This is a genomic window from Acidovorax sp. FG27 (genome assembly GCF_040365715.1).
In the GTDB taxonomy this organism is placed as follows: Bacteria; Pseudomonadota; Gammaproteobacteria; order Burkholderiales; family Burkholderiaceae_C; genus Paracidovorax.
The window spans coordinates 148,737-172,376 of record NZ_BAABVY010000010.1; the positions used below are offsets into that span (position 1 = coordinate 148,737).

At 70.3% G+C, this 23,640-nt stretch carries 21 protein-coding genes; 16 read left to right on the forward strand and 5 right to left on the reverse strand.

The window, feature by feature from the left end; genetic code table 11:
* Positions 1-63 precede the first annotated feature (63 nt).
* Together ABWV53_RS14560 and ABWV53_RS14565 are read right to left on the reverse strand one after the other, a co-directional pair.
* A complete protein-coding gene (locus ABWV53_RS14560) occupies positions 64-642 on the reverse strand; it encodes a peroxidase-related enzyme (protein WP_353366855.1) in 579 nt (192 codons plus the stop codon).
* A gap of 67 nt (positions 643-709) precedes the next feature.
* On the reverse strand, positions 710-1,531 hold the full coding sequence (locus tag ABWV53_RS14565) for an IclR family transcriptional regulator (RefSeq protein WP_353366856.1): 822 nt from the start codon (positions 1,529-1,531) through the stop codon (positions 710-712).
* A 159-nt stretch (positions 1,532-1,690) separates the two neighbouring features.
* On the opposite strand from ABWV53_RS14565, the gene ABWV53_RS14570 reads away from it, so the two are divergent.
* From ABWV53_RS14570 to ABWV53_RS14625, 12 genes are all read left to right on the forward strand, one after another.
* On the forward strand, positions 1,691-2,704 hold the full coding sequence (locus tag ABWV53_RS14570) for a Bug family tripartite tricarboxylate transporter substrate binding protein (RefSeq protein ID WP_353366857.1): 1,014 nt from the start codon (positions 1,691-1,693) through the stop codon (positions 2,702-2,704).
* 34 nt (positions 2,705-2,738) lie between these two features.
* Positions 2,739-3,686 carry an amidohydrolase family protein gene (locus tag ABWV53_RS14575; RefSeq protein ID WP_502903906.1) on the forward strand — a complete coding sequence of 316 codons (948 nt, stop codon included), beginning with the start codon at positions 2,739-2,741 and terminating at the stop codon, positions 3,684-3,686.
* A 44-nt stretch (positions 3,687-3,730) separates the two neighbouring features.
* A complete protein-coding gene (locus ABWV53_RS14580; protein ID WP_502903914.1) occupies positions 3,731-4,714 on the forward strand; it encodes a Bug family tripartite tricarboxylate transporter substrate binding protein in 984 nt (327 codons plus the stop codon).
* Between the two features lie 105 nt (positions 4,715-4,819).
* Positions 4,820-5,506, forward strand: a complete 687-nt coding sequence (locus tag ABWV53_RS14585) for an RraA family protein (protein WP_353366859.1) — start codon at positions 4,820-4,822, stop codon at positions 5,504-5,506.
* A complete protein-coding gene (locus ABWV53_RS14590; protein ID WP_353366860.1) occupies positions 5,503-6,435 on the forward strand; it encodes an NAD(P)-dependent oxidoreductase in 933 nt (310 codons plus the stop codon). The genes ABWV53_RS14585 and ABWV53_RS14590 overlap by 4 nt, the downstream gene beginning before the upstream one ends.
* A gap of 141 nt (positions 6,436-6,576) precedes the next feature.
* Positions 6,577-7,578: a Bug family tripartite tricarboxylate transporter substrate binding protein gene (locus ABWV53_RS14595; RefSeq protein ID WP_353366861.1), complete on the forward strand. Its 1,002-nt coding sequence runs from the start codon at positions 6,577-6,579 to the stop codon at positions 7,576-7,578.
* Between the two features lie 82 nt (positions 7,579-7,660).
* On the forward strand, positions 7,661-8,617 hold the full coding sequence (locus ABWV53_RS14600) for a tripartite tricarboxylate transporter substrate binding protein (RefSeq protein WP_353366862.1): 957 nt from the start codon (positions 7,661-7,663) through the stop codon (positions 8,615-8,617).
* 72 nt (positions 8,618-8,689) lie between these two features.
* Positions 8,690-9,592, forward strand: a complete 903-nt coding sequence (locus ABWV53_RS14605; protein WP_353366863.1) for an amidohydrolase family protein — start codon at positions 8,690-8,692, stop codon at positions 9,590-9,592.
* Positions 9,593-9,616: 24 nt separating this feature from the next.
* Positions 9,617-10,540: an SMP-30/gluconolactonase/LRE family protein gene (locus tag ABWV53_RS14610; RefSeq protein ID WP_353366864.1), complete on the forward strand. Its 924-nt coding sequence runs from the start codon at positions 9,617-9,619 to the stop codon at positions 10,538-10,540.
* A 2-nt stretch (positions 10,541-10,542) separates the two neighbouring features.
* Positions 10,543-11,301 (forward strand): IclR family transcriptional regulator, encoded by a 759-nt coding sequence (locus tag ABWV53_RS14615; RefSeq protein ID WP_353366865.1) that lies wholly within the window; start codon positions 10,543-10,545, stop codon positions 11,299-11,301.
* A gap of 127 nt (positions 11,302-11,428) precedes the next feature.
* Complete coding sequence (locus ABWV53_RS14620; protein ID WP_353366866.1) at positions 11,429-12,415, forward strand: Bug family tripartite tricarboxylate transporter substrate binding protein; 987 nt, start codon at positions 11,429-11,431, stop codon at positions 12,413-12,415.
* A gap of 30 nt (positions 12,416-12,445) precedes the next feature.
* Positions 12,446-13,471, forward strand: a complete 1,026-nt coding sequence (locus ABWV53_RS14625; protein ID WP_353366867.1) for an amidohydrolase family protein — start codon at positions 12,446-12,448, stop codon at positions 13,469-13,471.
* 37 nt (positions 13,472-13,508) lie between these two features.
* On the opposite strand, the gene ABWV53_RS14630 is transcribed toward ABWV53_RS14625, so the two are convergent.
* The 3 genes from ABWV53_RS14630 to ABWV53_RS14640 form a co-directional block, all read right to left on the reverse strand.
* Positions 13,509-14,504: a tripartite tricarboxylate transporter substrate binding protein gene (locus tag ABWV53_RS14630; protein WP_353366868.1), complete on the reverse strand. Its 996-nt coding sequence runs from the start codon at positions 14,502-14,504 to the stop codon at positions 13,509-13,511.
* Positions 14,501-15,763 carry an alpha-hydroxy acid oxidase gene (locus ABWV53_RS14635; protein WP_353366869.1) on the reverse strand — a complete coding sequence of 421 codons (1,263 nt, stop codon included), beginning with the start codon at positions 15,761-15,763 and terminating at the stop codon, positions 14,501-14,503. The genes ABWV53_RS14630 and ABWV53_RS14635 overlap by 4 nt, the downstream gene beginning before the upstream one ends.
* A 232-nt stretch (positions 15,764-15,995) precedes the next feature.
* Positions 15,996-16,754: an IclR family transcriptional regulator gene (locus ABWV53_RS14640; protein WP_353366870.1), complete on the reverse strand. Its 759-nt coding sequence runs from the start codon at positions 16,752-16,754 to the stop codon at positions 15,996-15,998.
* Positions 16,755-17,016: 262 nt separating this feature from the next.
* Between ABWV53_RS14640 and ABWV53_RS14645 the strand changes: the two genes are divergently transcribed.
* The 4 genes from ABWV53_RS14645 (at position 17,017) to ABWV53_RS14660 (ending at position 23,632) form a co-directional block, all read left to right on the forward strand.
* Positions 17,017-18,189 carry a lactonase family protein gene (locus tag ABWV53_RS14645; protein ID WP_353366871.1) on the forward strand — a complete coding sequence of 391 codons (1,173 nt, stop codon included), beginning with the start codon at positions 17,017-17,019 and terminating at the stop codon, positions 18,187-18,189.
* Between the two features lie 102 nt (positions 18,190-18,291).
* Entirely contained in the window at positions 18,292-20,523 is a 2,232-nt protein-coding gene (gene katG / locus ABWV53_RS14650; RefSeq protein WP_353366872.1) for a catalase/peroxidase HPI, read from the forward strand.
* Positions 20,524-20,707: 184 nt separating this feature from the next.
* Positions 20,708-22,189: a YdgA family protein gene (locus tag ABWV53_RS14655; protein ID WP_353366873.1), complete on the forward strand. Its 1,482-nt coding sequence runs from the start codon at positions 20,708-20,710 to the stop codon at positions 22,187-22,189.
* A 162-nt stretch (positions 22,190-22,351) separates the two neighbouring features.
* Positions 22,352-23,632 carry an NAD(P)/FAD-dependent oxidoreductase gene (locus ABWV53_RS14660; RefSeq protein ID WP_353366874.1) on the forward strand — a complete coding sequence of 427 codons (1,281 nt, stop codon included), beginning with the start codon at positions 22,352-22,354 and terminating at the stop codon, positions 23,630-23,632.
* The last annotated feature ends 8 nt before the right edge of the window (positions 23,633-23,640 follow it).

The window sequence follows — 23,640 nt, forward strand, 5'->3', positions numbered from 1 at the left end:
TCCGGCGCCCGTCTGATAAGCGCGAGTTGCTATTGAAATAATAGCGAATGCATCACGGCGGGTTCACTGTTTCTTTTCGCGCGGCACCCGGCCCATCAGGTAGAACTCGGGGTTCGGCTGCATGCCGGCAAAGCTCGCCATGCGATTGGAGAGGCCGAAGAACGCGGTGATCGCCGCGATGTCCCAGGCATCCTCGTCGTCGAAGCCGTGCGCGTGCAGCGCGTCGATGTCGGCCGGTGCGATGGCCTGGCTGTCCAGGCAGACCTTCATCGCAAATTCGAGCATGGCGCGCTCGCGCGGGCTGATGTCGGCCTTGCGCCAGTTCACGGCCACCTGGTCGGCGATGAACGGCTTCTTCTCGTAGATGCGCAGGATCGCGCCGTGGGCCACCACGCAGTAGAGGCACTCGTTGGCGGCGCTGGTGGCGGTCACGATCATCTCGCGCTCGCCCTTGGTCAGGCTGCCTTCTTCCTTCAGCATCAGCGCGTCGTGGTAGGCGAAGAACGCCCGCCACTCGGCCGGACGCCGGGCGAAGGCGAGGAACACGTTGGGAATGAAGCCCGACTTCTCCTGCACCTCGAGGATGCGGGCGCGGATGTCGTCCGGCAGGGTGTTGAGGTCGGGTTGGGGGTAGCGGCTCACGCTGGTCTCCTTGGGTTGTCGGCAAGAGGCTGCGCAAGACGGTAGCACGGGGCCGCCGACGTGCCCCTCAAGGGTGCCAATGGCTCGCCCGCTGCGCCGGCGCGGACTGGGTCGCCGCGTTGCCCGCCAGCGCATACGACAGCTGCGTGGCGGCGCTCACCACCGTTTGCGCCAGCTCCTGCAGGCGGTCCTCCGTCAGGCGCGAGGCGGGGCCGGAAATGCACACCGAGCCCATCAGCCGCCAGTGCATGCCGAAGACGGGGGCCGACACGGTGGCCACGCCTTGCTCGCGCTCGCTGATCGACCAGTGGTAGCCGCGCTGGCGAATGGCCTCGTACACCGCGCCGGGCTCGCCGGAGAAGGCCAGGATCACCCGGCCGGGCGAACCCTTTTCCAGCGGCAGGCCCTCGCCCATGCGGGCATGGTGGCGCAGTGCCTGCGGGCCTTCCACCCGCACGATGCAGGTGCGCAGGTTGCCCTCGCGCACGTAGAAGGCGGCGCTTTCGCCGGTGGCCTGGGTCAGGGCGCGCAAGGCCGGTTCCATCACGTTCTGCACGTCGAAGCCCGCCTGGTAGCGCGCGCCCAGCCAGCCGGTGGCGGGGCCCAGCCGCCAGTCGCCATCCTCGCGCTGCACCAGGTAGCCCGACTGCGCCAGCGTGCGCGCCAGGCGCAGCACGGTGGTCTTGTGCAGGCCGCAGCGGCGGCTCAGCTCGGCCAGCGGCAGGTGCGATTCGCCCAGCGCGAAGGCTTCGAGCACCTGCAGCGCCCGCGTCACCGCGATCACGCCGCCTGGCTCCGGTGCCGTGGCGGGCGGTGCGTCGCCAGCGGTGGGTGGTCCGTCGCCAGCGGACGCGGTGGTCTCCGCACCGGCGGATCGGGCGCTTTTCACGGGCGCTGGAGAAGGCATTGAACGGGTTCGGGAGGAGTTGCTCATCGTGGCATTCGTTTCGCTGTACGAAACCGCATTGTATGGGTTGAAACGTTTTCGTAGAGTCGCCCCCAATGCCTGGAACAAGGCTGGGCAGGTCCACCACAACGGAGACAAACCATGCACAACGCCATTTCGCCAACGTGCCGCGCCCTGGGCGCACGCCTCATGCTCGCCGCCCTGATGGGGCTGGGCGCCGCTGCGCTCACACCCGGCGCCGCGCATGCCCAGGCCGCCTATCCCAACAAGCCCATCCGCCTCATCGTGCCGTTCCCGCCCGGCGGGGGCACCGACATGATCGCGCGCACCGTGGCCCAGAAGCTGACCGACCAGCACAAGTGGAACGTGGTGGTCGACAACCGGCCCGGCGCCGGCGGCAACCTGGGCGTGGACGCGGCGGCCAAGGCTGCGCCGGACGGCTACACGCTGGTAATGGGCCAGACCAGCAACCTGGCCATCAACCCCTCGCTCTACGCCAAGCTGCCCTACGACCCGCTCAAGGACTTGGTGCCCGTCGCGCTGGTGTCCTCCGCGCCCATCGTGATGGCCGCGCCCATCAATTCCCCCTACAAGACCTTCGCCGACGTGGTGGCCGCCGCCAAGGGCAAGCCCGACGCGCTCACCCTGGGCTATTCCGGCAACGGCACGGTGGCCCATCTGGCGGGCGAGCTGGCCGAGAACGCCGCCGGCATCCAGCTGCGCCACGTGCCCTACAAGGGCGCTTCCCAGGCCATGACCGACCTGGTGGGCGGGCAGATCGATCTCTACATGTCCGCCGTGCCCACGCTGCTGGGCCAGGTGCGCAACGGCAAGCTGCGCGCCATCATGATCACCTCGCTCAAGCGCTCGGCCCAGCTGCCCGACACGCCCACGCTGGCCGAGTCCGGCTACAAGGACTTCGAGGCCGCCTCCTGGTACGGCGTGCTGGCGCCCGCGGGCACCCCGGCGGCCGTGGTGCAGACACTGAACAAGGCCATCAACCAGGCGCTCACCCAGCCCGACGTGGCCGAGAAACTCAAGTCCGAGGGCGGCGAGGTGCTGGGCGGCACGCCGGAAAAGTTCAGCACCCTGCTCAAGGCCGAAGTGCCGCGCTGGGCCAAGATCGTCAAGGACTCCGGCGCCAGCCTGGACTGAGCACGGTTCGCAGCCGCTCGACATGTCTCGACGCATGACGACGATCGCGATGACCCGCGACGACTGCACACCTGCGCCGGTGCGCTACTCGGCCGGCACCGCCGCCCCGCGCACGGCGCTGCCGGCAGGGGCCTGCGATTGCCACGTGCACCTGTACGACAGCCGCTTCGCAGCCGATCCCGCCGCCCGCCTGCGGCCGCCGGATGCCGGCGTCGCGGACCTGCGGGCGCTGCAGCGGCGCATCGGCACCCAGCGCGCCGTGCTGGTCACGCCGTCGACCTACCGCACCGACAACCGCTGCATGCTCGAAGGCTTGGCGGCGCTGGGCGAGGGCGCGCGCGGCGTGGCGGTGATCGGCGGGCAGGAAAGCGATGCCGAACTGCAACGCCTGCACCAGGCCGGCGTGCGTGGTGTGCGGCTCAACCTGTCGCTGGGCGTGTCGGGCACCGTGGATGCGCTGTTGCCGCTGGCCCGGCGCATCGCGCCGCTCGGCTGGCACCTGCAATTGCTGATGGCGCCGGACGTGCTGGCGCAGCAGGCGAGCGTGCTGCGCCAGTCGCCCGTGCCGCTGGTGTTCGACCACTTCGGGCGCATCGCCCCCGCGCTGGCCGGACGCCATGCCGCCCATGCGCTGGTGCTGGAGCTGCTGCAGGGCGGGCGCGCATGGGTCAAGCTGTCCGGCGGCTACATCGTGAGCGAACGCCAGGCGGTGGACGACCCGGCGCTCGACGCACTGGCCGCCAGCTACCTGCGGGCGGCGCCGGAGCGTGTCGTCTGGGGCAGCGATTGGCCCCACGCCACGGCCACGGCCGGCGTGCAGCCGCTGCCCGACGACGCGCAGCAGGTGGACCGCCTGGCCGACTGGGCGCGGCAGACGGGCGACGCCGCCGCGCTGCGGCGCGTGCTCGTGGACAACCCCGCCGCGCTGTATGGATTCGCTCCCTGCGGGCCTCTCATTCCAACCACAAGAGACAAACCATGAGCCACATCCTCCATCCATCCGGGTCAGGCCGCGCTTCCGGAGGCATGCAGCGCCGCCGCGTGGTCGCCGCTGCCGGCGCGCTGCTGCTGGGCTCCCTGGTCACCGCGCCCGCCCTGGCCCAGCCCGACTGGCCGGCGGGCAAGGTCATCACCTGGGTCGTGCCGTACCCGCCCGGCGGCAGCACCGACGTGCTGGGCCGCAACGTGGCGCAGCGCGTGGGCACGTCTCTCGGCACCAACGTGATCGTGGACAACAAGGCGGGCGCCACCGGCACCATCGGCGCCGCCTACGTCGCCAAGGCCGCGCCGGACGGCTACACGCTGCTGGGCACCTCCATCGGCCCGCAGGCCATCGCGCCGCACCTGATGGGCAAGCTGCCCTACGACCCCATCGCCGGCTTCGAGCCGGTGGCGATCATCGGCACCATCCCGCACATCCTGGTGGTGGGCCTGGGCCAGCCGTTCCAGACCGTGGCCGAGCTGGTGGCAGCCGCCAAGGCCCAACCCGGCCAGCTGGCTTTCGCTTCGGGCGGCAACGGCACCATCCTGCAGATGCAGGGCGAGCTGCTGCAGCAGCAGACCGGCGCGCGCTTCATCCACGTGCCCTACAAGGGCGATACGCCCGCGCTGCAGGACACGCTGGCGGGGCAGGTGCAGTTCATGTTCGCACCGGTGGCCGCCGCACTGCCGCACGTGCAGGCCGGCAAGCTGCGCGCGCTGGCGGTCACCTCGGCCCAGCGGCTCAAGGCCCTGCCCAACGTGCCCACCATGGGCGAGGTCGGCATGAAGGATTTCGTCGTCGAGCAGTGGCAGGCCGTGTTCGCGCCCGCCAGGACGCCCGAGGCCTTGGTGCAGCGGCTGAACCAGGAGATCAACGGCGCCCTGAAGGACCCGGCCGTCACCGCGCTGGCCGACAAGCTGGGCGTGACGCTGGTCGGCGGCACGCCCCGGCAGCTGGGCGACCTGCAGAAGGCCGACTCCGCCAAGTGGGCCCGGGTCATCAAGGACGGAAACATCAAGGCGGAGTGAGGGGCGCGGCCGGCCCTCGCGGGCAGGCCGCCTCCGAACCCGGCCGCTGTGGCTCCTGCCATTCCCCATTTTTTTTTTACTTCACCTCACCCAACGAGCATCACCATGAGCCAACTCCCTGAAATCATCCGTGACATCGAGCGCGTCGGCGCCGACGTCGTCACCCGCGCCGCCACCTACCAGGCGGCGATCCTGGCCGACGTGGCCGGCCGCCGGGGCACCATGCACGGCCGTGTCGCGCCCGTGCACCAGAGCATGAAGGTCGCAGGCCCGGCCTTCACCGTAGAAGTGCGCCCCGGCGACAACCTCATGATCCATGCCGCCATCGCGCTGGCCCAGCCGGGCGACGTGCTGGTGATCGACGGCAAGGGCGACCAGACCGCCGCGCTGATGGGCACGCTGATGCTCAGCGCCTGCAAGAAGCGGGGCCTGGCCGGCGTGATCGTGGACGCCGCCATCCGCGACAAGCTGGAGATCCTGGAGCTGGACTTCCCCGTGTTCAGCGCCGGCTTCAACCCCGCCGGCCCCACCAAGTTCGTGCCCGGCCGCATCAACCACCCCATCTCGGCCGGCGGCGCCGTGGTGAACCCGGGCGACCTGGTGGTGGGCGACGCCGACGGCGTGGTCGTGATCGAGCGGGCCAAGGCCCCCGCCATGATGGATCTTGCCGACAAGAAGGTGGCCGACGAGGCCGCCCGCATCGAGGCCATCGCCCGGGGCGACACGGCGTCGAAATGGCTGCCCGCCGCGCTGCGCGCCGCCGGCGTGCTGAAAGAAGGGGAATCGCTGTGAGCGCCGGCACCATCATCGTCACGGGCGCCGACCTGGCCCGCCAGGCGCTGGACCTGCTCGCCGGCTACGAAGTCGTCTATGCCGGCAAGACGCCGACCGAAGCCGACCTGGTCGCGCTGGCGAAGCAGCACGACCCGGTGGCCATCATCGTGCGCTACGGCAAGGTGGGCGCCGCCATCATGGACGCGGCGCCTTCGCTCAAAGTGATCTCCAAGCACGGCAGCGGCACCGACACCATCGACAAGGTGGCGGCGAAGGAGCGCGGCATCGAGGTGGTGGCTGCCGTGGGCGCCAACGCCGCGGCCGTGGCGGAGCAGGCGCTGGCGCTGCTGCTGGCCTGCGCCAAGTCGGTGGTGGCGCTGGATGCGCGCATGCATGCCGGCCACTGGGACAAGGCCACGCACAAGAGCCTGGAGCTGGGCGGCCGCACCGTCGGCCTGGTGGGCCTGGGGGCCATCGGCCTGCGCTTCGCGAAGATGGCCGACGCACTCGGCATGCGGGTGATTGGGTTCGACCCTTTCGCCATGAATTTGCCCGACTACGTGCAGAGCGTTTCGCTCGACACGATCTGGCGCGAATCGCATGCCATCTCGCTGCACTGCCCGCTGACCGACGAGAACCGCGGCATGCTGAACGCCGCCACGCTGGCGCAGTGCAAGCCCGGCGTGATTGTGGTGAACACCGCGCGCGGCGGCCTGATCGACGAAGCGGCGCTGTTGCAGGCCGTGCGTTCGCGCCAGGTGATGGCCGCCGGCCTGGACAGCTTCGCCGTCGAACCCATGACGGCCGGCCACCCGTTCCAGGGCGAGCCGCACTTCATCCTCTCGCCGCACATCGGCGGCGTGACCAGCGACGCCTACGTGAACATGGGCGTGGGCGCGGCGAAGAACCTGCTGGCCGTGCTGGAGCGCGTCCCGGCTGCCGCCTGACTGAAAGAGCAGGCGCGGGCCTGGGCGTGCGCCCGGCCTGCGCGCCTGCGTGTGCCGGCGCCGGACGTGCGATCCGGCGCGCATTTTTCCCATCCACTCCATGAGGCTGCACACCAAGCGGCCCGACGCGCGAGACAAGCCATGCCTCTTCATTTCAAGCCAAAAGTGCGCCCCGCGCTGATGAAATCAGCGCTTGCAGCTACTTTTTTGATAGCATCTGCCAGCGCCTTCGCCCAGGCGCCCAGCTACCCCGCCAAGCCGGTCAAGCTGGTGGTGGGCTTTGCCGCCGGCGGCCCGACCGACGTGGTCGCCCGCGCGTTCGCCGACCATGCCAGCCGCGTGCTGGGCCAGCCGTTCGTCATCGACAACAAGCCCGGCGCCAACACCATCCTGGCCGCGCAGGCCGTGGCCAGCGCCCCGGCCGACGGCTACACCCTGCTGTTCGGCGCCACCAACCACACGATGATCCCCGCGCTTTACGGCGGCCGGGTCAAGTTCGATGCGGTGCAGTCCTTCCGGCCGCTGTGCACCGTGGCCACCAGTCCGACGGTGCTGGTGGTGGGGCAGGGCCTGCCGGTCAAATCGCTGGCCGACTACCTGGCCCGCGCCCGGCAGGAGCCCGGCCGCGTCACTGCCGGCACGGCCGGCGTGGGCAGCTCGGGCCATTTCGCCACGGAGATGTTCGCGCGCGCCAACGGCCTGAAGCTCAACCACGTGCCCTACAAGGGCGCAGCGCCCGTGGTGTCCGACCTGATGGGCGGCCAGCTCGACAGCTCGTTCGCCACGCTGGGCTCGGTGCTGCCGCAGATCAAGAGCGGCAAGCTCACGGCGCTGGCCGTCGCCTCGCCCAAGCGCTCGCCGCTGCTGCCCGAGGTGGCCACGTTCGCGGAATCGGGCGGCGGCAACTATTCCGCCGACGCCTGGTACGGCGTGCTGGCGCCCGCCGGCCTGCCCGAGCCCATCGCGCAGCAGCTGGAAAAAGTGGCCCGCGAATTCGCCCAGAGCGCGGACGCCGCTGCCAGGCTGCGCGGCCTGGGGCTGGACGCCGATTCCACCTGCGGCCAGCCTTTCGCCGCGCAGGTGGCGCGCGAAGTCGCCACCTACACGCAGATCGCCCGCGATCTGGATCTGAAGGCGGAGTAGCCGCAGGCTGCCGCTCGAAGTCCGCCGCGACGGCGCCGGACGCCTCTTTCGCTCTTTCATCGGTTCAAAACCAGGAGACACCATGCACCGCTTCATCAAACCCCTCGTCGCCGCCGTCGCCCTGGCCGCCGGCCTCGCCCAGGCTGCCTTTCCCGAGCGGCCCATCACCATCGTCGTGCCCTATGCGCCGGGCGGGGCGGCCGATGCCGTCGCCCGCGTGGTCGCCACGCGCATGGGCGCCAAGCTGGGCGGCAGCGTGATCGTGGACAACAAGCCGGGCGCGAGCGGCACCATCGGCGCCAGCTTCGTCGCCAAGGCCCCGGCCGACGGCTACACCATGCTCTACGACGCCACGCCTTACTCCATCAACCCGCACCTGTTTCCCAAGATGCCGTACGCGGCCAAGGCGCTGCAGCCGCTGTCGCTGGTGCTGCTGGCGCCCAACATCCTGATCGTGAAGGCCGACTCGCCCTTCAAGAACGTGAACGATCTGATCGCGCGGGCCAAGGCGCAGCCGGGCAAGCTGAACTTCGCCTCCGGCGGCAGCGGCACGGTGCAGCGCCTGGCCTCGGAGCTCTTTCGCCAGCAGCTGCAGCTGGACATGGTGCATGTGCCCTACAAGAGCGGCGGCCCAGCCATCGCTGACGTGATGGGCGGGCAGGTGGACTTCATGTTCAGCACGGTGGCGGCCTCCTACCCGCTGGTGACCGGCGGCAAGCTGCGCGCCCTGGCCGTTTCCGCGCCGGAACGCTCCAAGCGGCTGCCCGAGGTGCCCACGGTGGCCGAGACGGTGATCCCCGGCTACGAGGCCTACGAGTGGAACGGCGTGTTCCTGCTCGCCGGAACACCGGCGCCCATCGCTGCCCAGTTGCAGCAGGCGCTGGTCGAGGTGCTCAAGGAAGACGAGGTGCGCCAGCGGCTGACCGACCTGGGCGCCCAGCCCATCGGCTCCACGCCAGCGGAGTTCGCGGCCTTCCTGAAGAAGGAAGACGCCAAGTGGGGCGAGGTGGTGAAGAAGGGCAACATCAAGCTGGACTGAACCGGAGCCCGTGCGCGCCCTATGCCCGGTCCGGCCCGGCCCGGCCCGGCCCCCACATCGACGCGAGACACCATGCATCTGCCCGACCTCTCCGAACCCGTGCCCCATTCCGTGGGGCTGAATCGCCCTGCGAGCGCGCTGCCGGCGCTGGCGTGCGACAGCCACATGCACATCTTCGACCGGCGTTTCGCGCCGTCGCCGCACTGGCCGCGCACGCCGCCCCATGCGCCGGTGGCGGCCTATCGCCAGTTGCAGCAGCGGGTGGGCACGTCGCGCGCGGTGGTGGTGACGCCCTCCACCTACGGCACCGACAACGCCTGCACGCTCGACACGCTGGACCAGCTGGGCGACCAGGCACGCGGCGTGGCGGTGGTGGGGCCGGGAGTGGCCGAAGCGGAGCTGTCCCGGCTGGCGGCTCGCCGTGTCCGCGGGCTGCGGGTGAACTTCGTGTCGCCGCAGTCGTGGGGTGCGACCCCGCCACAGATGATGGCCACGCTCGCGGACAAGGTCGCGCGCCAACCAGGCGGCGTGGACTGGCATATCCAGCTGTTCGCCCGGCCTGAGCAGATCATGGAGTTCGCGCCGCTGCTGCAGACACTGCCTGTGCCGCTGGTCATCGATCACCTGGGCCTGATCGAGCCGGCCGAGGGCGCGGCCGCGCCGGCGTATGGCGTGCTGCGCCAGTTGCTGGATGCGGGCAATACCTGGGTCAAGCTCTCGGGCGCCTACATGCGCTCCACGGTGCAGGGCCAGGGCTATGCGGACACGCTGCCGCTGGGTCGGTCGCTGGTAGCGGCGGCGCCCGAGCGGCTGGTGTGGGGCAGCGACTGGCCCCACACCACCGAGAAGCCGGGCACGGTGAACGACGCCGATCTGGTGAACCTGCTGCGCGCCTGGGCGGGATCGGATGCCGCCATGGCGCGCATCCTGGTGGACAACCCGGCCCGGCTGTACGGCTTTCCGCCAGCCACTTGAAGCCAAGAAGAAAGAATCGCCGCGATGTATCTGCTGCAACCTCCGCTGGTCCGCGAACTGGACGTTTTTTCCACCATGCCCGACGCGCTGCGCCGCCCCGAGCGCAGCGACTGGGCCGACGCCAACCGGGGCGGCACCGTCACCGACTCGTTCCTCGAGGGCCCGGTGTTCGACGGCGCGGACAACCTCTATGTGAGCGACATCCCCTGGGGCCGCATCTTCCGCATCGACCCCCAGGGCGCCTGGAGCCTGGTGGCGGAATACGACGGCGAGCCCAACGGCCTGAAGTTCATGGATGCCGGCACGCTGCTCATCACCGACTACAAGAACGGGTTGATGCGGCTCGACGTGGCCACGGGCCAGGTCTCGCCGTACCTGCAGCGCCGCAACAGCGAGCGCTTCAAGGGCGTGAACGACCTCGTCTTCGACGCCGACGGCAACCTCTACTTCACCGACCAGGGCCAGAGCGGCCTGCACGACCCGAGCGGGCGGCTCTATCGCCTGCGGCCCAACGGTCAGCTCGATCTGGTGCTGCACAACGTGCCCAGCCCCAACGGGGTGGCGCTGTCGCCCGACGGTCGCGTGCTGTATCTGGCCGTCACCCGCGGCAACTGCGTGTGGCGTGTGCCGCTGCTGCCCGACGGCAGCGTGGCCAAGGTGAGCCAGTTCTTCACGTCGTACGGCCCGAGCGGCCCGGACGGCCTGGCCGTCGACGCGCAGGGGCGCCTGCTGGTGGCCAACCCGGGGCTGGGCGTGGTCTGGGTGCTCAACGCCCGCGCCGAGCCCGAGCAGGTGCTGCGCGGCATGCCAGGCAGTTCCACCACCAACCTCGCATTCGGCGGGGAAGGGCGGCGCACGCTGTTCGTGACCGATTCCACGCACGGCCGCATCCTGCACGCCACCATGGACGCGGCTGGCCTGCCGCTCCATCGCCTGGCCCAGCGCTGACCATGGCCGGCAGGGGCGCTCCCGTACCGCCCGCTCCAGCGGCGCAGGCGGGTGAGCCAGTGCAGTCGGTGGCCCGCGCCCTGGCCGTGCTCAAGGCGTTCTCGGGCGGCGAGGCCTTTCTGTCGCTGGCGGAACTGGGCCGCCGCACGGGCATGCACAAGCCCACGGTGCTGCGCCTGGCGCGCACTTTGGCCGCGGAAGGCTTTCTGGTGCAACGGGAAGACGGGGCGTGGCGCCTGGGGCCCAGCGCGGGAGCGATCGGGGCCTGCTATCAGGCCCAGTTCGACGTGGGCGTGCTCATCGAGCCCCAGTTGCAGGCCCTGTCGGCCGCGACGGGCGAGAGCGCGTCGTTCCACGTCTACGAAGGCAGCATCCGCAGCTGCCTGCTGCGTTGCGAGGGGCCGCGCGGCATTCGCCACCACGTGCGGCCTGGCGAGCTGCTGCCGCTGGACCGTGGCTCTGCCGGGCGGGTGATCCTGGCGGCCTTGGGCGAGCCCGGCGAGGGGTACGACCGCATTCGCCGCGAAGGCTACGGCATCACGCGTGGCGAGCGCAGCCCGGCAGCCGCCAGCGTGTCGGCGGCGGTGTTCGGCGCCCAGCGCTCGGTGTTGGGCTCGGTGAGCATCTCCGGGCCCATCGGCCGGCTGACCGACGCGCTGCTGATGGCGAGCGCGCCCGCCGTGGTGCGCGCGGCCGCGCAGATCTCATGGGCGCTGGGCGGCGTGTCGGTCGCCGCGTTGCGCACCACCTGGCACCCCTGACCTGGGCGGCGTTACGCCTGCCGTAACGCGCTTCGCACGCACGGGCCGTCTCCCTACCATCCTGCGACGGCCCCGGGCCAGAGCGTGATCGAGCGCTTTCCCGGGCCGCCACAGCAGGAGACATACCATGAACATGACGCAGATGCGTGCCCTGATCGGCACGGCGATGGGCCTCTGCGCGGCCCTGGCCGCTCCGGCGGCATTTGCCCAGCCTTCCGCCTACCCCTCCAAACCCATCCGCATGGTCGTGCCCTTTGCCGCCGGCGGGCCGGCCGATGTCATCGCCCGGGAACTGGCCCAGTCGCTGGGCAAGGACCTGGGGCAGTCCTTCATCGTGGAGAACCAGGGCGGGGGCGCGGGCGTGCCGGCGCTCAACGCCGTGTCCCGCGCCGCGGCGGATGGCTACACGCTGCTGTTCGCGGCGTCGGGGAACGTGGTGATCCAGCCGCTGCTGAGCAAGACCCGCGTGGACGTACTCACGCAACTGTCGCCGGTGGGCATGGTCACCACCAGCCCGCACGTGCTGGTGGTGACCAGCAAGCTGCCCGTGCGCACGGTCGGGGAGCTGACGGCCTATGCCAAGGCCCACCCGGGCGAGGTCAATTTCGCGTCGGCAGGCGTGGGTGGCCTGGCCCATCTCGGCACGGAACTGTTCAGGCGCTCGGCGGGCGTGGACGTGCGCCACGTGCCCTACAAGGGCACATCGCAGGCCATGACCGACCTGGCCTCGGGGCAGGTCCAGGCCATGTTCAGCAGCCTGCCCTCGATGAAGGGCATGATCGACAAAGGCGCGATCCGGGTGGTGGGGGTCACGGCGCCCTCCTCGTCGCCGGCGTACCAGGGCATTCCGGTCATCAAGGACGCCGGCGTGCCCGGCTTCGAATACGCTACCTGGTACGGCATCTACGGCCCCCCGCAACTGCCGGCCGCGGTGGTCGAGCGGCTCGGCGCGGCCCTGGCGAAGCTGGCCACCGACAAGGCCTTCGACGAGCGCCTGCGCGCGCAGGGCGTCGACCTGCAGATCAGCACGGCGCCCCAGCTGGCCGAACGCACCCGCAGGGAATCGGCCGAATGGGACAAGGTGATCCGCGAGTCGGGCATCGAGCTCAACTGACGTGGCAGCCGCAACAACGAACGGACCGCCATGATCATCGACTGCCACGGCCACTACACCACCGCGCCCAAGGCGCTGAACGACTACCGCGCACGGCAGGTCGCGCTGCTGGCCGAGCCCGGCGCACCCGCGCTGAGCCCCGACGTGCGCATCAGCGACGACGAGATCCGCGCCAGCCTGGAGCCCCACCAGATCGCCACGCAGCGCCTGCGTGGCGTGGACCTGACGATCTTCTCGCCCATGGCTGGCGCCATGGCGCACCACGTCGGCAACGCGGTGACCAGCCGCCACTGGACCCAGGCCTGCAACGATCTGATCCACCGGGTCACCCGCCTGTACCCGCGCGAGTTCGCCGGCGTCTGCCAGTTGCCGCAGTCTCCACGCTCGGGCATGGCGGAGTGCATGGCGGAACTGGAGCGGTGCGTGAACGGATTGGGTTTCGTGGGCTGCAACATCAACCCCGATCCGTCCGACGGGTACTGGACCGACCCGCCGATGACGGACCGCTACTGGTACCCGCTCTACGAGAAGATGGTGGAGCTGGACGTGCCCGGCATGGTGCATGTGAGCTGCTCGTGCAACCCCAACTTCCACCACACCGGCGCCCACTACCTGAATGGCGACACCGCTGTGTTCATGCAGTTCGTGCTCTCGGACCTGTTCAAGGACTTTCCGACCCTGCGGTTCGTGATCCCCCATGGCGGTGGCGCCGTGCCCTATCACTGGGGCCGCTACCGCGGGCTGGCCCAGCAACTGGGCCGCCCGCCGATGGAGGCCTTGCTGGGCAATGTGTTCTTCGACACCTGCGTCTATCACCAGCCGGGCATCGACCTGCTGCTCAAGGTCGTTCCGCCGGACAACGTGCTCTTCGCCTCGGAGATCTTCGGCGCCGTCAAGGGCGTGGACCCCGAGACGGGCTTTCACTTCGACGACACCCGGCGTTATGTCGACGCGGTGCAGGGCGTTTCCGATGCGCAGCGGAGCCTGCTGTTCGAGCGCAATGCGCGCCGCGTCTACCCGCGGCTGGATGCACTGCTGCGCGCGCAGGGCCGCTGACGGCCCGAGGCCCGAGGCCCGCGCATCGGGCGCAGGCTCACTCGGCCGTCAGCAGTCCGGACTGCACGAGCGCCGCATAGGTCGCGACCTGGCGTGCCAGGAACCGGTCGAAATCCGCAGGCGCCATCCGCGTCGGCACGCCGCCGATGTCCTCCACCCGCTTGCGTGTGGCAGCGTCCGCGAGCACGGCGTCGTTGGCGGCCACGAGCCTGTCGACGACGGCCTGCGGCGTGCCGCGTGGCGCCATGACCGCGGTGAAGGGAGCGATGTCCACCTCCGGCTGGCGGGCCTCGGCCATGGTGGGAACGTCGGGCAGCGACGGCGCCCGCTGGGGAAAGACCACCGCCAGCGCCCGCAGCTTGCCGCCCTTGACCAGCTGCAGGGTCGAAGGCAGGTCGGTTGCCACGGCGTCGAGCTGCTTGCCCAGCAGGTCTTGCACGGCGGGCCCGGCGCCCTTGTAGCCGGCAATCACGAAGGGCGTGCCCAGCGCCTTCTGGATCTGCAGGATGTTGACGTGCCCAGCCGTCCCGTTGCCCGGATGGCCGATTCGTACATCGCCGGCATGGGCCTTGGCGTGGGCGACGAACTCCTGGTACGTCTTCCATGGCGAGGCGGCATTCACCACCAGGACGCCCGGCACCAGCGTGAGCAAGGCCACGGGCTTCATGTCCTTGATGCCGTAGGGCGCCTTGTCCGCCATCTGCCAGCTGGAAACGATGGGCGCGGTGGTGCCCATCATCAGGTTGTAGCCGTCGGGCTCGGAGCGCACCATCTGCAGCGCGCCGATCATGCCGCCGGCGCCGCCGCGGTTGTCGATCACGAAGGGCTGGCCCAGGCGCTGGCCGTAGGCTTCGGCGAAGATCCGCGCGGTGCTGTCGGCGTTGCCGCCGGGCACGAAGGGCACGATCACCTTGACCGGGCGGGCGGGGTAGCCGTCCTGCGCCCAGGCGGGGCGCAGCGAGGTGAGCGACAGGGCGAACGGGGCGGCCAGCGCGGCGGCCAGGGTGCGCCGGCGGGTGATGCATGGGTTCATGGAAGTCTCCTTTGTGGTGCGGGGTGGGAACGGGGGGCGATGGAGTCGGCCGGGATGAGCTGGGCGGCGGACAGGTCGGCGAGCGATGGCACGCCCAGGAGCGCCATGTCACGGTGGATCTCGTCCTGCAGCAGGCCGATGGCGTGCGCCACGCCCGCCTGGCCACCCACGGCGGCGGCGTAGGCCATCGGGCGGCCGACGAACACATGGTCGGCGCCCAGGGCCAGGGCCTTCAGCACATCGGTGCCGCGGCGCACGCCGCTGTCGAGCATCAGTGCCATGCCACCCTTGACCCGGGCGGCCTCTGGCAGCATGCGCAACGGCGGCGCCGTGCCGTCGAGCTGCCGGCCGCCGTGGTTGGAGAGGATCACGCCGTCCGCCCCGGCCTGCCCGGCGCGTTCCACGTCCTCTGCCGCGATGATTCCCTTAACGACCAGCCGGCCCTTCCACAGCCTGCGGACCAGCGCCAGATGGCCCCAGTGCAGGTGGTCGCGCAGGCCGAACTGGCGCACCACGCTGCGCGAGATGATGGGAACCCCGCGCTGGGCGCCGGCGTTTTCGAAGTGCGGCATGCCGCGCTGAAGCAGCGTGCGGGCCAGCGTGCCTGCCAGCCATCGCGGACGCAGTAGCCCGTCCCAGGCCAGCCGGGGGCTCGGGCGCAGCGGGGTGGAAAAGCCCACACGCACGTTGTTCTCGCGGTTGGCCAGCGCGGCCGTGTCCACCGTCACGACCAGCGTGCGAAAGCCTGCCTCGGCGACGCGCTGCACCAGCCCCTCGATGTGTGCCGGCTCGCCGGGGATGTAGGCCTGAAACCAGCCGCAGGTGGGCGCCGCGCGGGCCACTTCCTCCAGCCGGGTGAGCGATGCGCCGCTCAGCACGAAGGGAATGCCCGCGGCCTCGGCCGCCCTGGCCAGCACCAGATCGCCTTCGAACGCGAAGAGCGCGCACAGGCCCATGGGCGAGATGCCGAACGGCGCGCGGTAGCTTTCGCCCATCAGCGTGGTCGCCTGGCTGCGCTGGGAGACGTCCACCAGCACCTGGGTGCGCAGCAGCCACTGCCGGAAGGCGGCACGGTTGGCCTCGAGCGTCACGTTGTCTTCCACGCCGCCCTGCAGGTAGCCGAAGATCGGCCGGGGCAGCGTGCGCCGGGCGGCGGCCTCGAAGTCGCCCAGCGACAGGATGCCGCGCAGGCGCCGTGGCAGGTGTGCGCGGGCATTCGGCGCGGGCCCGAGCTGCGGGCGTGGAAGCGGGGAGGTCATGAAGGGGGCTGAGGTCCAGGGGTTGCAGAGCCTGCGTCGCCGCAGGGCTGGGTTCCATTGGAAATCCCCGGCGCAGGTGCGGGCAACGCGTTACGCATGGCGTAACGGCCAAGTCAGGCAGGCGCCGGCGGTGGGGCTGGTGCCCTGCGTGGTGAAAGTGCCCCGCCATGCGGGGTGCCGATAGGAGTTTGTGCGGCAGCAGCTCAGGCGCCGCCTGCCATCACGGATGCCGTCACGGGTGCCAGGTGGCTCGCAGCGCGGTGGAGGGCATGCCGCCGAGCGCCGCGCCCAGCTGCCTCGCCGCAGCCACGGTGTGTGGCGCATGCGCGCGCAGCACGGCGGCCGTGAGACGTTCCACCGGGCCCGAAGTGCTGACGGCGCCCAGTACCAGGCCCTGCGCGCCGCGCACCGCCGCGGCCACGCTGGCCGCTCCCGTGCTGCGCTCGGCACGTGCGTAGTGGTAGCCCCGGCGGCGGATGCGCTCGTACAGCTCACCCGGCTGGCCGAGCGCGGCCAGGATCACGTGCCCTGGCGCGCCCAGCTCGAGCGGCAGCAACTCGCCCGATCGCGGATGGTCGGGCCGTGCGTCGGGGCCGTCGAACCGCATGAGGCAACTGCGCAGATTGCCTTCATGCACGTAGAACGAGGCGCTTTCCCCGGTGAGTACCGAAAGCCTTCGCAATATGGGTTCGATGGCGGACTCAGCATCGAACAGCGCCTGATACCGCGAGCCGATCCACCCCGCCGCCGGGCCCAGCCGCCAGGCTCCGTCGTCGCGCTGCACCAGCAAGCGCGACAGCGCCAGCGTGCGCGCCAGCCGCAGCGCCGTGGGCTTGTGCATGCCCGTGCGCCGGGCCAATTCGGCCAGCGACAGGAACTGCTCGTCGCCATGAAAGGCGGTGAGCAGGCCCACCGCGCGGTGGACCGCCTGCACATGGTCGCGGGTGAGCTCCGGGGGCTCGCCGTCGCCTGGCTGAAGCAGTGGGCGCATGGGCGTGCCTGCGGGCGTGCTGGCGGGCGGTGCGGTACGGGTAGGCGGCCGTTTCGGCGCGGGCCTGGACATGGGGCGATGGTAGCGCGGGCCAGGCGGGCACCCTTGCCTGAAGGCGTTGCCGTTACGCAATGCGTAACGCGTTGCCGCGATGGAAGAGGGTACGCGATCATTACCCTGCGGCTGGACTCCCGTCCACCAACGCTCGCCCGGCGCCTGGCGTCCAGGGGATGCGGGCACGGCCGCAGTGGAGTCCGGACCCATGTTTTCTGCCGAATCCTTTTTCTCCGCGACGGGCGACAGCCTCGTGCGCCATGCGTTCGATGTGAACGGTCAGATGCGCGAAATCGACCGGCTGACGATGCCCTGCGGCGTGCAGTACGCCTGTCTCGAGCGGGCGCGCGCCTTGCTCTACGTGGTGTGCAGCAATGGCGGCGTGGGCCGGCCTGGAGACATGCACCGCCTGGCACGTGTGGCCGTGGACGGCGGGCTGCGCCTGCTGGAAGCGCCTGCCGCGTTGCCGTACCGGCCGATCCATGCGGCGCTCGATGCGGCCGGCCGCCGCCTGCTCATCGCCTACAACCAGCCGGCCGCGGTGACCATGCACCCCTTGGACCAAGCGGGCAGGGTTGGCGAGTGCCTGGGCCCATTCGAAGGGGACGAGCTGGTGGGCTGGTTCCCCCACCAGGTGCTGCCCGTGCCGGGCAGCGACACCGTGCTGCTGACCTGCCGGGGGGACGATGCGTCGGCGGGGCGTGCTGAGAATCCTGGATCAATCAGGTGCCTGCATATCGACCGGCAGGGCCGGGCGCGGCTGGTACAGGTCGTCGCGCCGGCCGGCGGCTTCGGCTTCGGCCCACGCAACAGCGTTTTCCATCCCACCACCCCCTGGCTGTACACCGTGCTGGAGCGGCAGAACGCGCTGGCGGTGTTTCCTGTCGCCGGGGGCCGCATCGGGACCAAGCCTGCCCACATGGTTGGCATGTTGCAGCAGCCGGACCGCATCCAGCGGCCACAAATGGCCGGGGCGATCGAACTGCATCCTGGCGGGGAGTTCGCCTATGCGGTGAACCGTTCGCACGCGGTGGTGCAGGACGGTGCCCGCACCGTCTGGGCGGGAGGGGAGAACAGCGTCTTGGTCTTCCGGCTGGATCGGCAAACCGGCCAGGCCGTGCCGATCCAGGTGGAGCCGCTGCACGGGCTGCATGCCCGCTGCATCGCCATCGCGCACGGCGGCCGGTGGCTCGTGGCTGCCATTCGGCAGGCGAGCGAACAGCGCACTCCAAAGGGCATCTCGCACCACCCCGCCGGCTTCAGTGTGTTTCGCATCGGGCAGGACGGCCGCCTGCAGGCCGCGGGCCACCACCCGGTCGAGGTCGGCAAAGACCAGATCTTCTGGGCTGGCAGCGGCGAAGGGCTGCCCGCCTTACCGTGACGGCGACAAAAATAGCTATGACGGAAATTTGGTGAATTGATTCTGGCGAGTGGAATCTTTGCGTAGCATTTCGCCTGTTTTTCCAGTCAACAGGAGTGCCCCATGACGCAAGAAGCCAGCAAGTGCCCCTTCCACGCCGCAGCCGCCAACGGCGGGACCATCAACAAGGACTGGTGGCCCAACCAGTTGCGCGTCGATCTGCTAAACCAGCATTCGGCCAAGTCCGACCCGCTGGGCGGCGGGTTCGATTACGCCGAGGAATTCAAGAAGCTCGACTACGATGCGCTCAAGCGCGACCTGCGCGCCCTGATGACCGATTCGCAGGACTGGTGGCCGGCCGACTTCGGCCACTACGGCCCGCAGTTCGTGCGCATGTCCTGGCATGCGGCCGGCACCTACCGCACGGGCGATGGCCGGGGCGGCGCGGGCCGCGGGCAGCAGCGGTTCGCCCCCCTCAACAGCTGGCCCGACAACGTCAACATCGACAAGTCCCGCCGCCTGCTCTGGCCCATCAAGCAGAAGTACGGCCAGAAGATCTCCTGGGCCGACCTGCTGGTGCTGACCGGCAACGTGGCGCTGGAGACCATGGGTTTCCGCACCTTCGGCTTTGCCGGCGGCCGTGAAGACACCTGGGAACCCGATCAGGACGTGTATTGGGGCAGCGAGACGACCTGGCTGGGCGGCGATGCGCGCTACGGCAAGGGCAAGCCGGGCGACGGCACCCTGGTGGCCGAGCCCGCCATGCACGGCCACGAGAAGGAGCGAGTGCTCGAAAACCCCCTGGCCGCCGTGCAGATGGGCCTGATCTACGTGAACCCGGAAGGCCCTGAAGGCAACCCCGACCCGGTGGCCGCCGCGCACGACATCCGCGAGACCTTCGCCCGCATGGCGATGAACGACGAGGAAACCGTGGCACTCATCGCCGGCGGCCACACCTTCGGCAAGACCCATGGCGCCGGCCCGGCCGACCACGTGGGCCCCGAGCCCGAGGCCGCCGGGCTGGAACACCAGGGCCTGGGCTGGGCCAGCAGCTTCGGCTCCGGCAAGGCCGGCGATGCCATCACCAGCGGCCTGGAAGTGACCTGGACCAGCACGCCCGCGCAGTGGGGCAACGAGTTCTTCGAGAACCTGTTCAAGTTCGAATGGGAACTCACCAAGAGCCCGGCCGGCGCCCACCAGTGGCAGGCCAAGAACGCGCCCGCGACCATCCCTGACGCGCACGACCCGAGCAAGAAGCGCGTGCCGACCATGCTCACCACCGACCTGTCGCTGCGCTTCGATCCGGCCTACGAGAAGATCTCGCGCCGCTTCCTGGAGAACCCGCAGGCCTTCGCCGAAGCCTTCGCCCGCGCCTGGTTCAAGCTGACCCACCGCGACATGGGCCCGCGCGCCCGCTATCTGGGCCCCGAGGTGCCGAAGGAAGAGCTGATCTGGCAGGACCCGATCCCGGCCGTCACGCACGACCTGATCGATGCTGTCGACGTGGCCACGCTCAAGCAACGCGTGCTGGCTTCGGGCCTTACGGTGCAGGAGCTGGTCGGCACGGCCTGGGCCTCGGCCTCCACCTTCCGCGGCTCCGACAAGCGCGGCGGCGCCAACGGCGCGCGCATCCGCCTGGCACCCCAGAAGGACTGGGCCGTGAACCAGCCCGAGCAGCTGGCCCGCGTGCTGCAGGTGCTCGAAGGCATCCAGCGCGACTTCAACAAGGGTGCCGACGGTGACAAGCGCATCTCGCTGGCCGACCTGATCGTGCTGGCGGGCGCCGCCGGCGTGGAGCAGGCCGCCAAGGCGGCGGGCGTCGAGGTGGCGGTGCCTTTCAACCCCGGCCGTGCCGATGCCCGCCAGGACCAGACCGACGTGGAGTCGTTCTCCGTGCTGGAGCCGGTGGCCGATGGCTTCCGCAACTACGCCAAGGCGCGCTACAGCGTGCCGGCCGAGGTGCTGCTGCTGGACAAGGCGCAATTGCTGACCCTGACGGCGCCCGAGATGACCGTGCTGGTCGGCGGCCTGCGCGCCATCAACATCAACGTGGGCGGCTCCTCGCACGGTGTGTTCACGGCCACGCCGGGCGCGCTGAGCAACGATTTCTTCGCCAACCTGCTGGACATGTCCACCGAGTGGAAGCCAGCCGGCGACGTGTTCGAAGGCCGCGACCGCAAGACGGGCGAGAAGAAGTGGACCGGCACGCGGGTCGACCTGGTGTTCGGCTCCAACGCGGTGCTGCGCGCGGTGGCCGAGGTCTATGCCAGCGCCGACGCCAAGGAGAAGTTCGTGCGCGACTTCGTCGCCGCCTGGGCCAAGGTGATGGACCTGGACCGCTTCGACCTGCGCTGACCGCCCCTGGCATGCGCGGCCCCCGGGCCGCGACGCCGCCCCGGCCCGCTCCCTGGCGACAGGGAGCGGGCTTTTTGTCGTGCGCTGAGTCCCGTTGCCGAAGCTGATAACCTTGCCGGCCCTGACCGCATGTGCGGCGCCGATCGCGCTGCGGCCCGGAATTTTCAGACAACGGGATTGGACGATGAGCAAGAAGCGAGTGGGAGTGGCGGTCGCCGGCGCGGTGGCGGCGGCCGTGGTGGCTTATGGGGGCTCGACCTGGTACGTGGGGCAGCGCGTGCAGGCCGACTACCAGGAGGTCGTGGCCGAGTTGCGCAAGGCGCTGGGCGACGATGTCGTCGTCTCCAACGACTACGACAAGGGCTTTTTCTCGTCGAAGGCGCGGCTGGTGCTGCGGTGGGCGCCCGCGCCGGACGAGGAAGGCGGCCCCGCGCCCGAGCCTCTGCGCCTGGTGGTGGCGAGCGATGTGCGCCACGGCCCGCTGGCGGGCGCCCGGATCGCGGGCGCGGTGATCGATTCGCGGTTCGCCCTTGAGGGCCTGGATGCCGACGCCCAGGCGCGCCTCGCCAAGGCCTTTGCGCCCACCATCACCACCGTGCACCACCTCACGGGCAGCCACGACGTGCACTTTCAGCTGCCCGCCGGCGAGATGGGCGACAGCGAGGGCATGGCCATGCGCTGGCACGAGATGGTCTACGACATGGCCATCAGCCGCGACGGCCGGCACCTGCAAGGCAGCTTCCGCCTGCCCGAGTTCGGCCTGACCGGCATTCCCGACGAATCGGCGCTGGCCGAATCCGAGGGCGAGCCAGAAGAAGAAAACGACAACGACGAGACCGCCGCCGTCGAGCCTGTGGACCGCACCTCCGTCCAGCTGCAGGGCATGGACGGCCGCTTCGACGTCACCGTCATCGATGGGCTCTGGGGCATCGGCCCGGGCAAGGGCGACTTCCGCATGGAACGCGCCTTCGTCAGCATGCTGCCCGCGGCCGGCGGCGATGCCAAGCCGCTGCTGGACGTGAAGAACGTCGCGGGCAACTACGCCATCGACGCCGCCAACGGCACGCTCGGCATGACGACCCAGCTGAAAGCGGCAGGCCGCGTCGGGCCGATCGATTTCGAGGCGCTCAGCGCTGAAGAGAAGATCCAGCGCATCAGCATCGAAGCCATCCGCAGCTTCCAGCGCGTGGTGCTCGACAGCTACCGCGCCGGCGGCATCGCCAACGCGGTGGCCGCCATCGAGCAGCAGGGCACGACGGTGCTGATGGAGAACGCGCCCCGGCTGGTGCAGGCCCTGCCGGCTTATTCGATGCAGCTGAAGGCGACCTACCAGGGCAAGACCGGGGAGCTGCAGTACGGCGGCGAGGTCCAGCGTGCGCCTTCCGAAGCAGAAGTGGCGCAGGCGGGCTGGGGTCCGGCGCTGATGAAGACCTCGGCGCTGCAGGCATCGGCACGGCTGCCCAAGGCCTGGATGCTGCCGCTGGCGCATGCCACGGGCCGGCCGCAGGCGACCGAACGCGACGTGGACGCCATGCTCGGCATGGCGCAATCCTCCGGCTACGTGCGCCAGGACGGCGAGTTCGTCACCAGCACCGTGCAGCTGCAGTCGGGCCAGTTGAACCTGAACGGCAAGACCATGCCGCTGCCCCCCGGGTTGATGCGCTGACGCGAGCGCACCGCGGTCCGGTACGCTGCCGCAGGCGGCCGGTCGGCACCGAGCCCGCCTTGCATGCGGGCTTTTTTTTATGCGGCGGACGGGGCTCCCCGCCGAGGCGAATCAGGGTTTACCAGCATAAACTGGGGCCATTGCGCACAGGGAGATTCATTCATGCATTCAGACATCGTGATCGTCGGCGGCGGGGCAGGGGGGCTGGAACTGGCGGCGCGCCTCGGGCGCAGCCTGGGGGCCAGGCAGGGCCGCGAGCGCGTGCTGCTGGTGGACCGCTCGCCCTTCCACATCTGGAAGCCGACACTGCACGAAGTCGCCGCGGGCACGCTGGATGCGCACCAGGAAGGGCTGTCGTACCCGGTGCTGGCTCGGCGCAATCATTTCGGCTTCGCGATCGGCGACCTGGTGGGCCTGGACACGGCGCGCAAGTCCATCGAGCTGGGCGAGATCCGCAACGCCGAGGGCGAGCTCCTGGTGCCGCGCCGCACGGTGAGCTACACCTGGCTGGTGCTGGCCATCGGCAGCGGCTCCAACGCCTTCGGCACGCCGGGCATCGAGCATGCCTACCTGCTGGAGAACGTGCGCGACGCGCAGCGCTTCCACACCGACTGGCTGGGCGCCTGCGCGCGCGCCTCGTTCGCCGACAGCCGGGCGCTGTCGATCGCCATCGTGGGGGCAGGGGCCACGGGGGTGGAGCTGTCCGCCGAGCTGCTCGAAGCCTATGCCGAACTGCTCGAGAGCCTGGGCACCAGCCAGCGGTTCCGGCTCGACATCACCCTGGTCGAGGGCGGCGACCGCATCCTCGGCGGGCTGCCCGAGAAGATCTCCGCGCAAGCCGAGGTGGCGCTGCGCCGCAAGCAGGTGAACGTGCTGACCGGCACCCGCGTGACGGAGATCCGGCGCGGCGCGCTGGTCACGCCGGCCGGCGAGATCCCGGCCGACATGGTCGTCTGGGCGGCCGGCATCAAGGCGGCGGAGGGCAATGCGCGCCTGGGGCTGGAGGTGAACCGCCTGAACCAGTTCGTCGTGGACAACCGCCTGCGCACCTCCGCGCCGGACGTGCTGGCCTTCGGCGACTGCGCCGCCTGCCCCTGGGAGGACGGCAAGGCCGTGCCGGCCCGCGCCCAGGCTGCGCACCAGCAGGCCGACTACCTGGCGGGCGTGCTGGGCGCGCTGCTGCGCGAGCGCGAGGTGACCGAGCCCTTCGTCTACAAGGACTTCGGCTCGCTGGTTTCGCTGGGCGACAACAAGGGCGTGGGCAACCTCATGGGCGGCCTGGGCGGGCGCAACTTCTTCGTCGAAGGGCTGATCGCCAAGTGGATGTACATCTCGCTGCACCTGAACCACCACCGCGCCATCCTGGGCACGGGCAAGACGGTGGTGCTGGCGCTGGCGCGGCTGCTGCAGCAGCGGGTGTCGGGGCGGCTCAAGCTGCATTGACGCCAGGG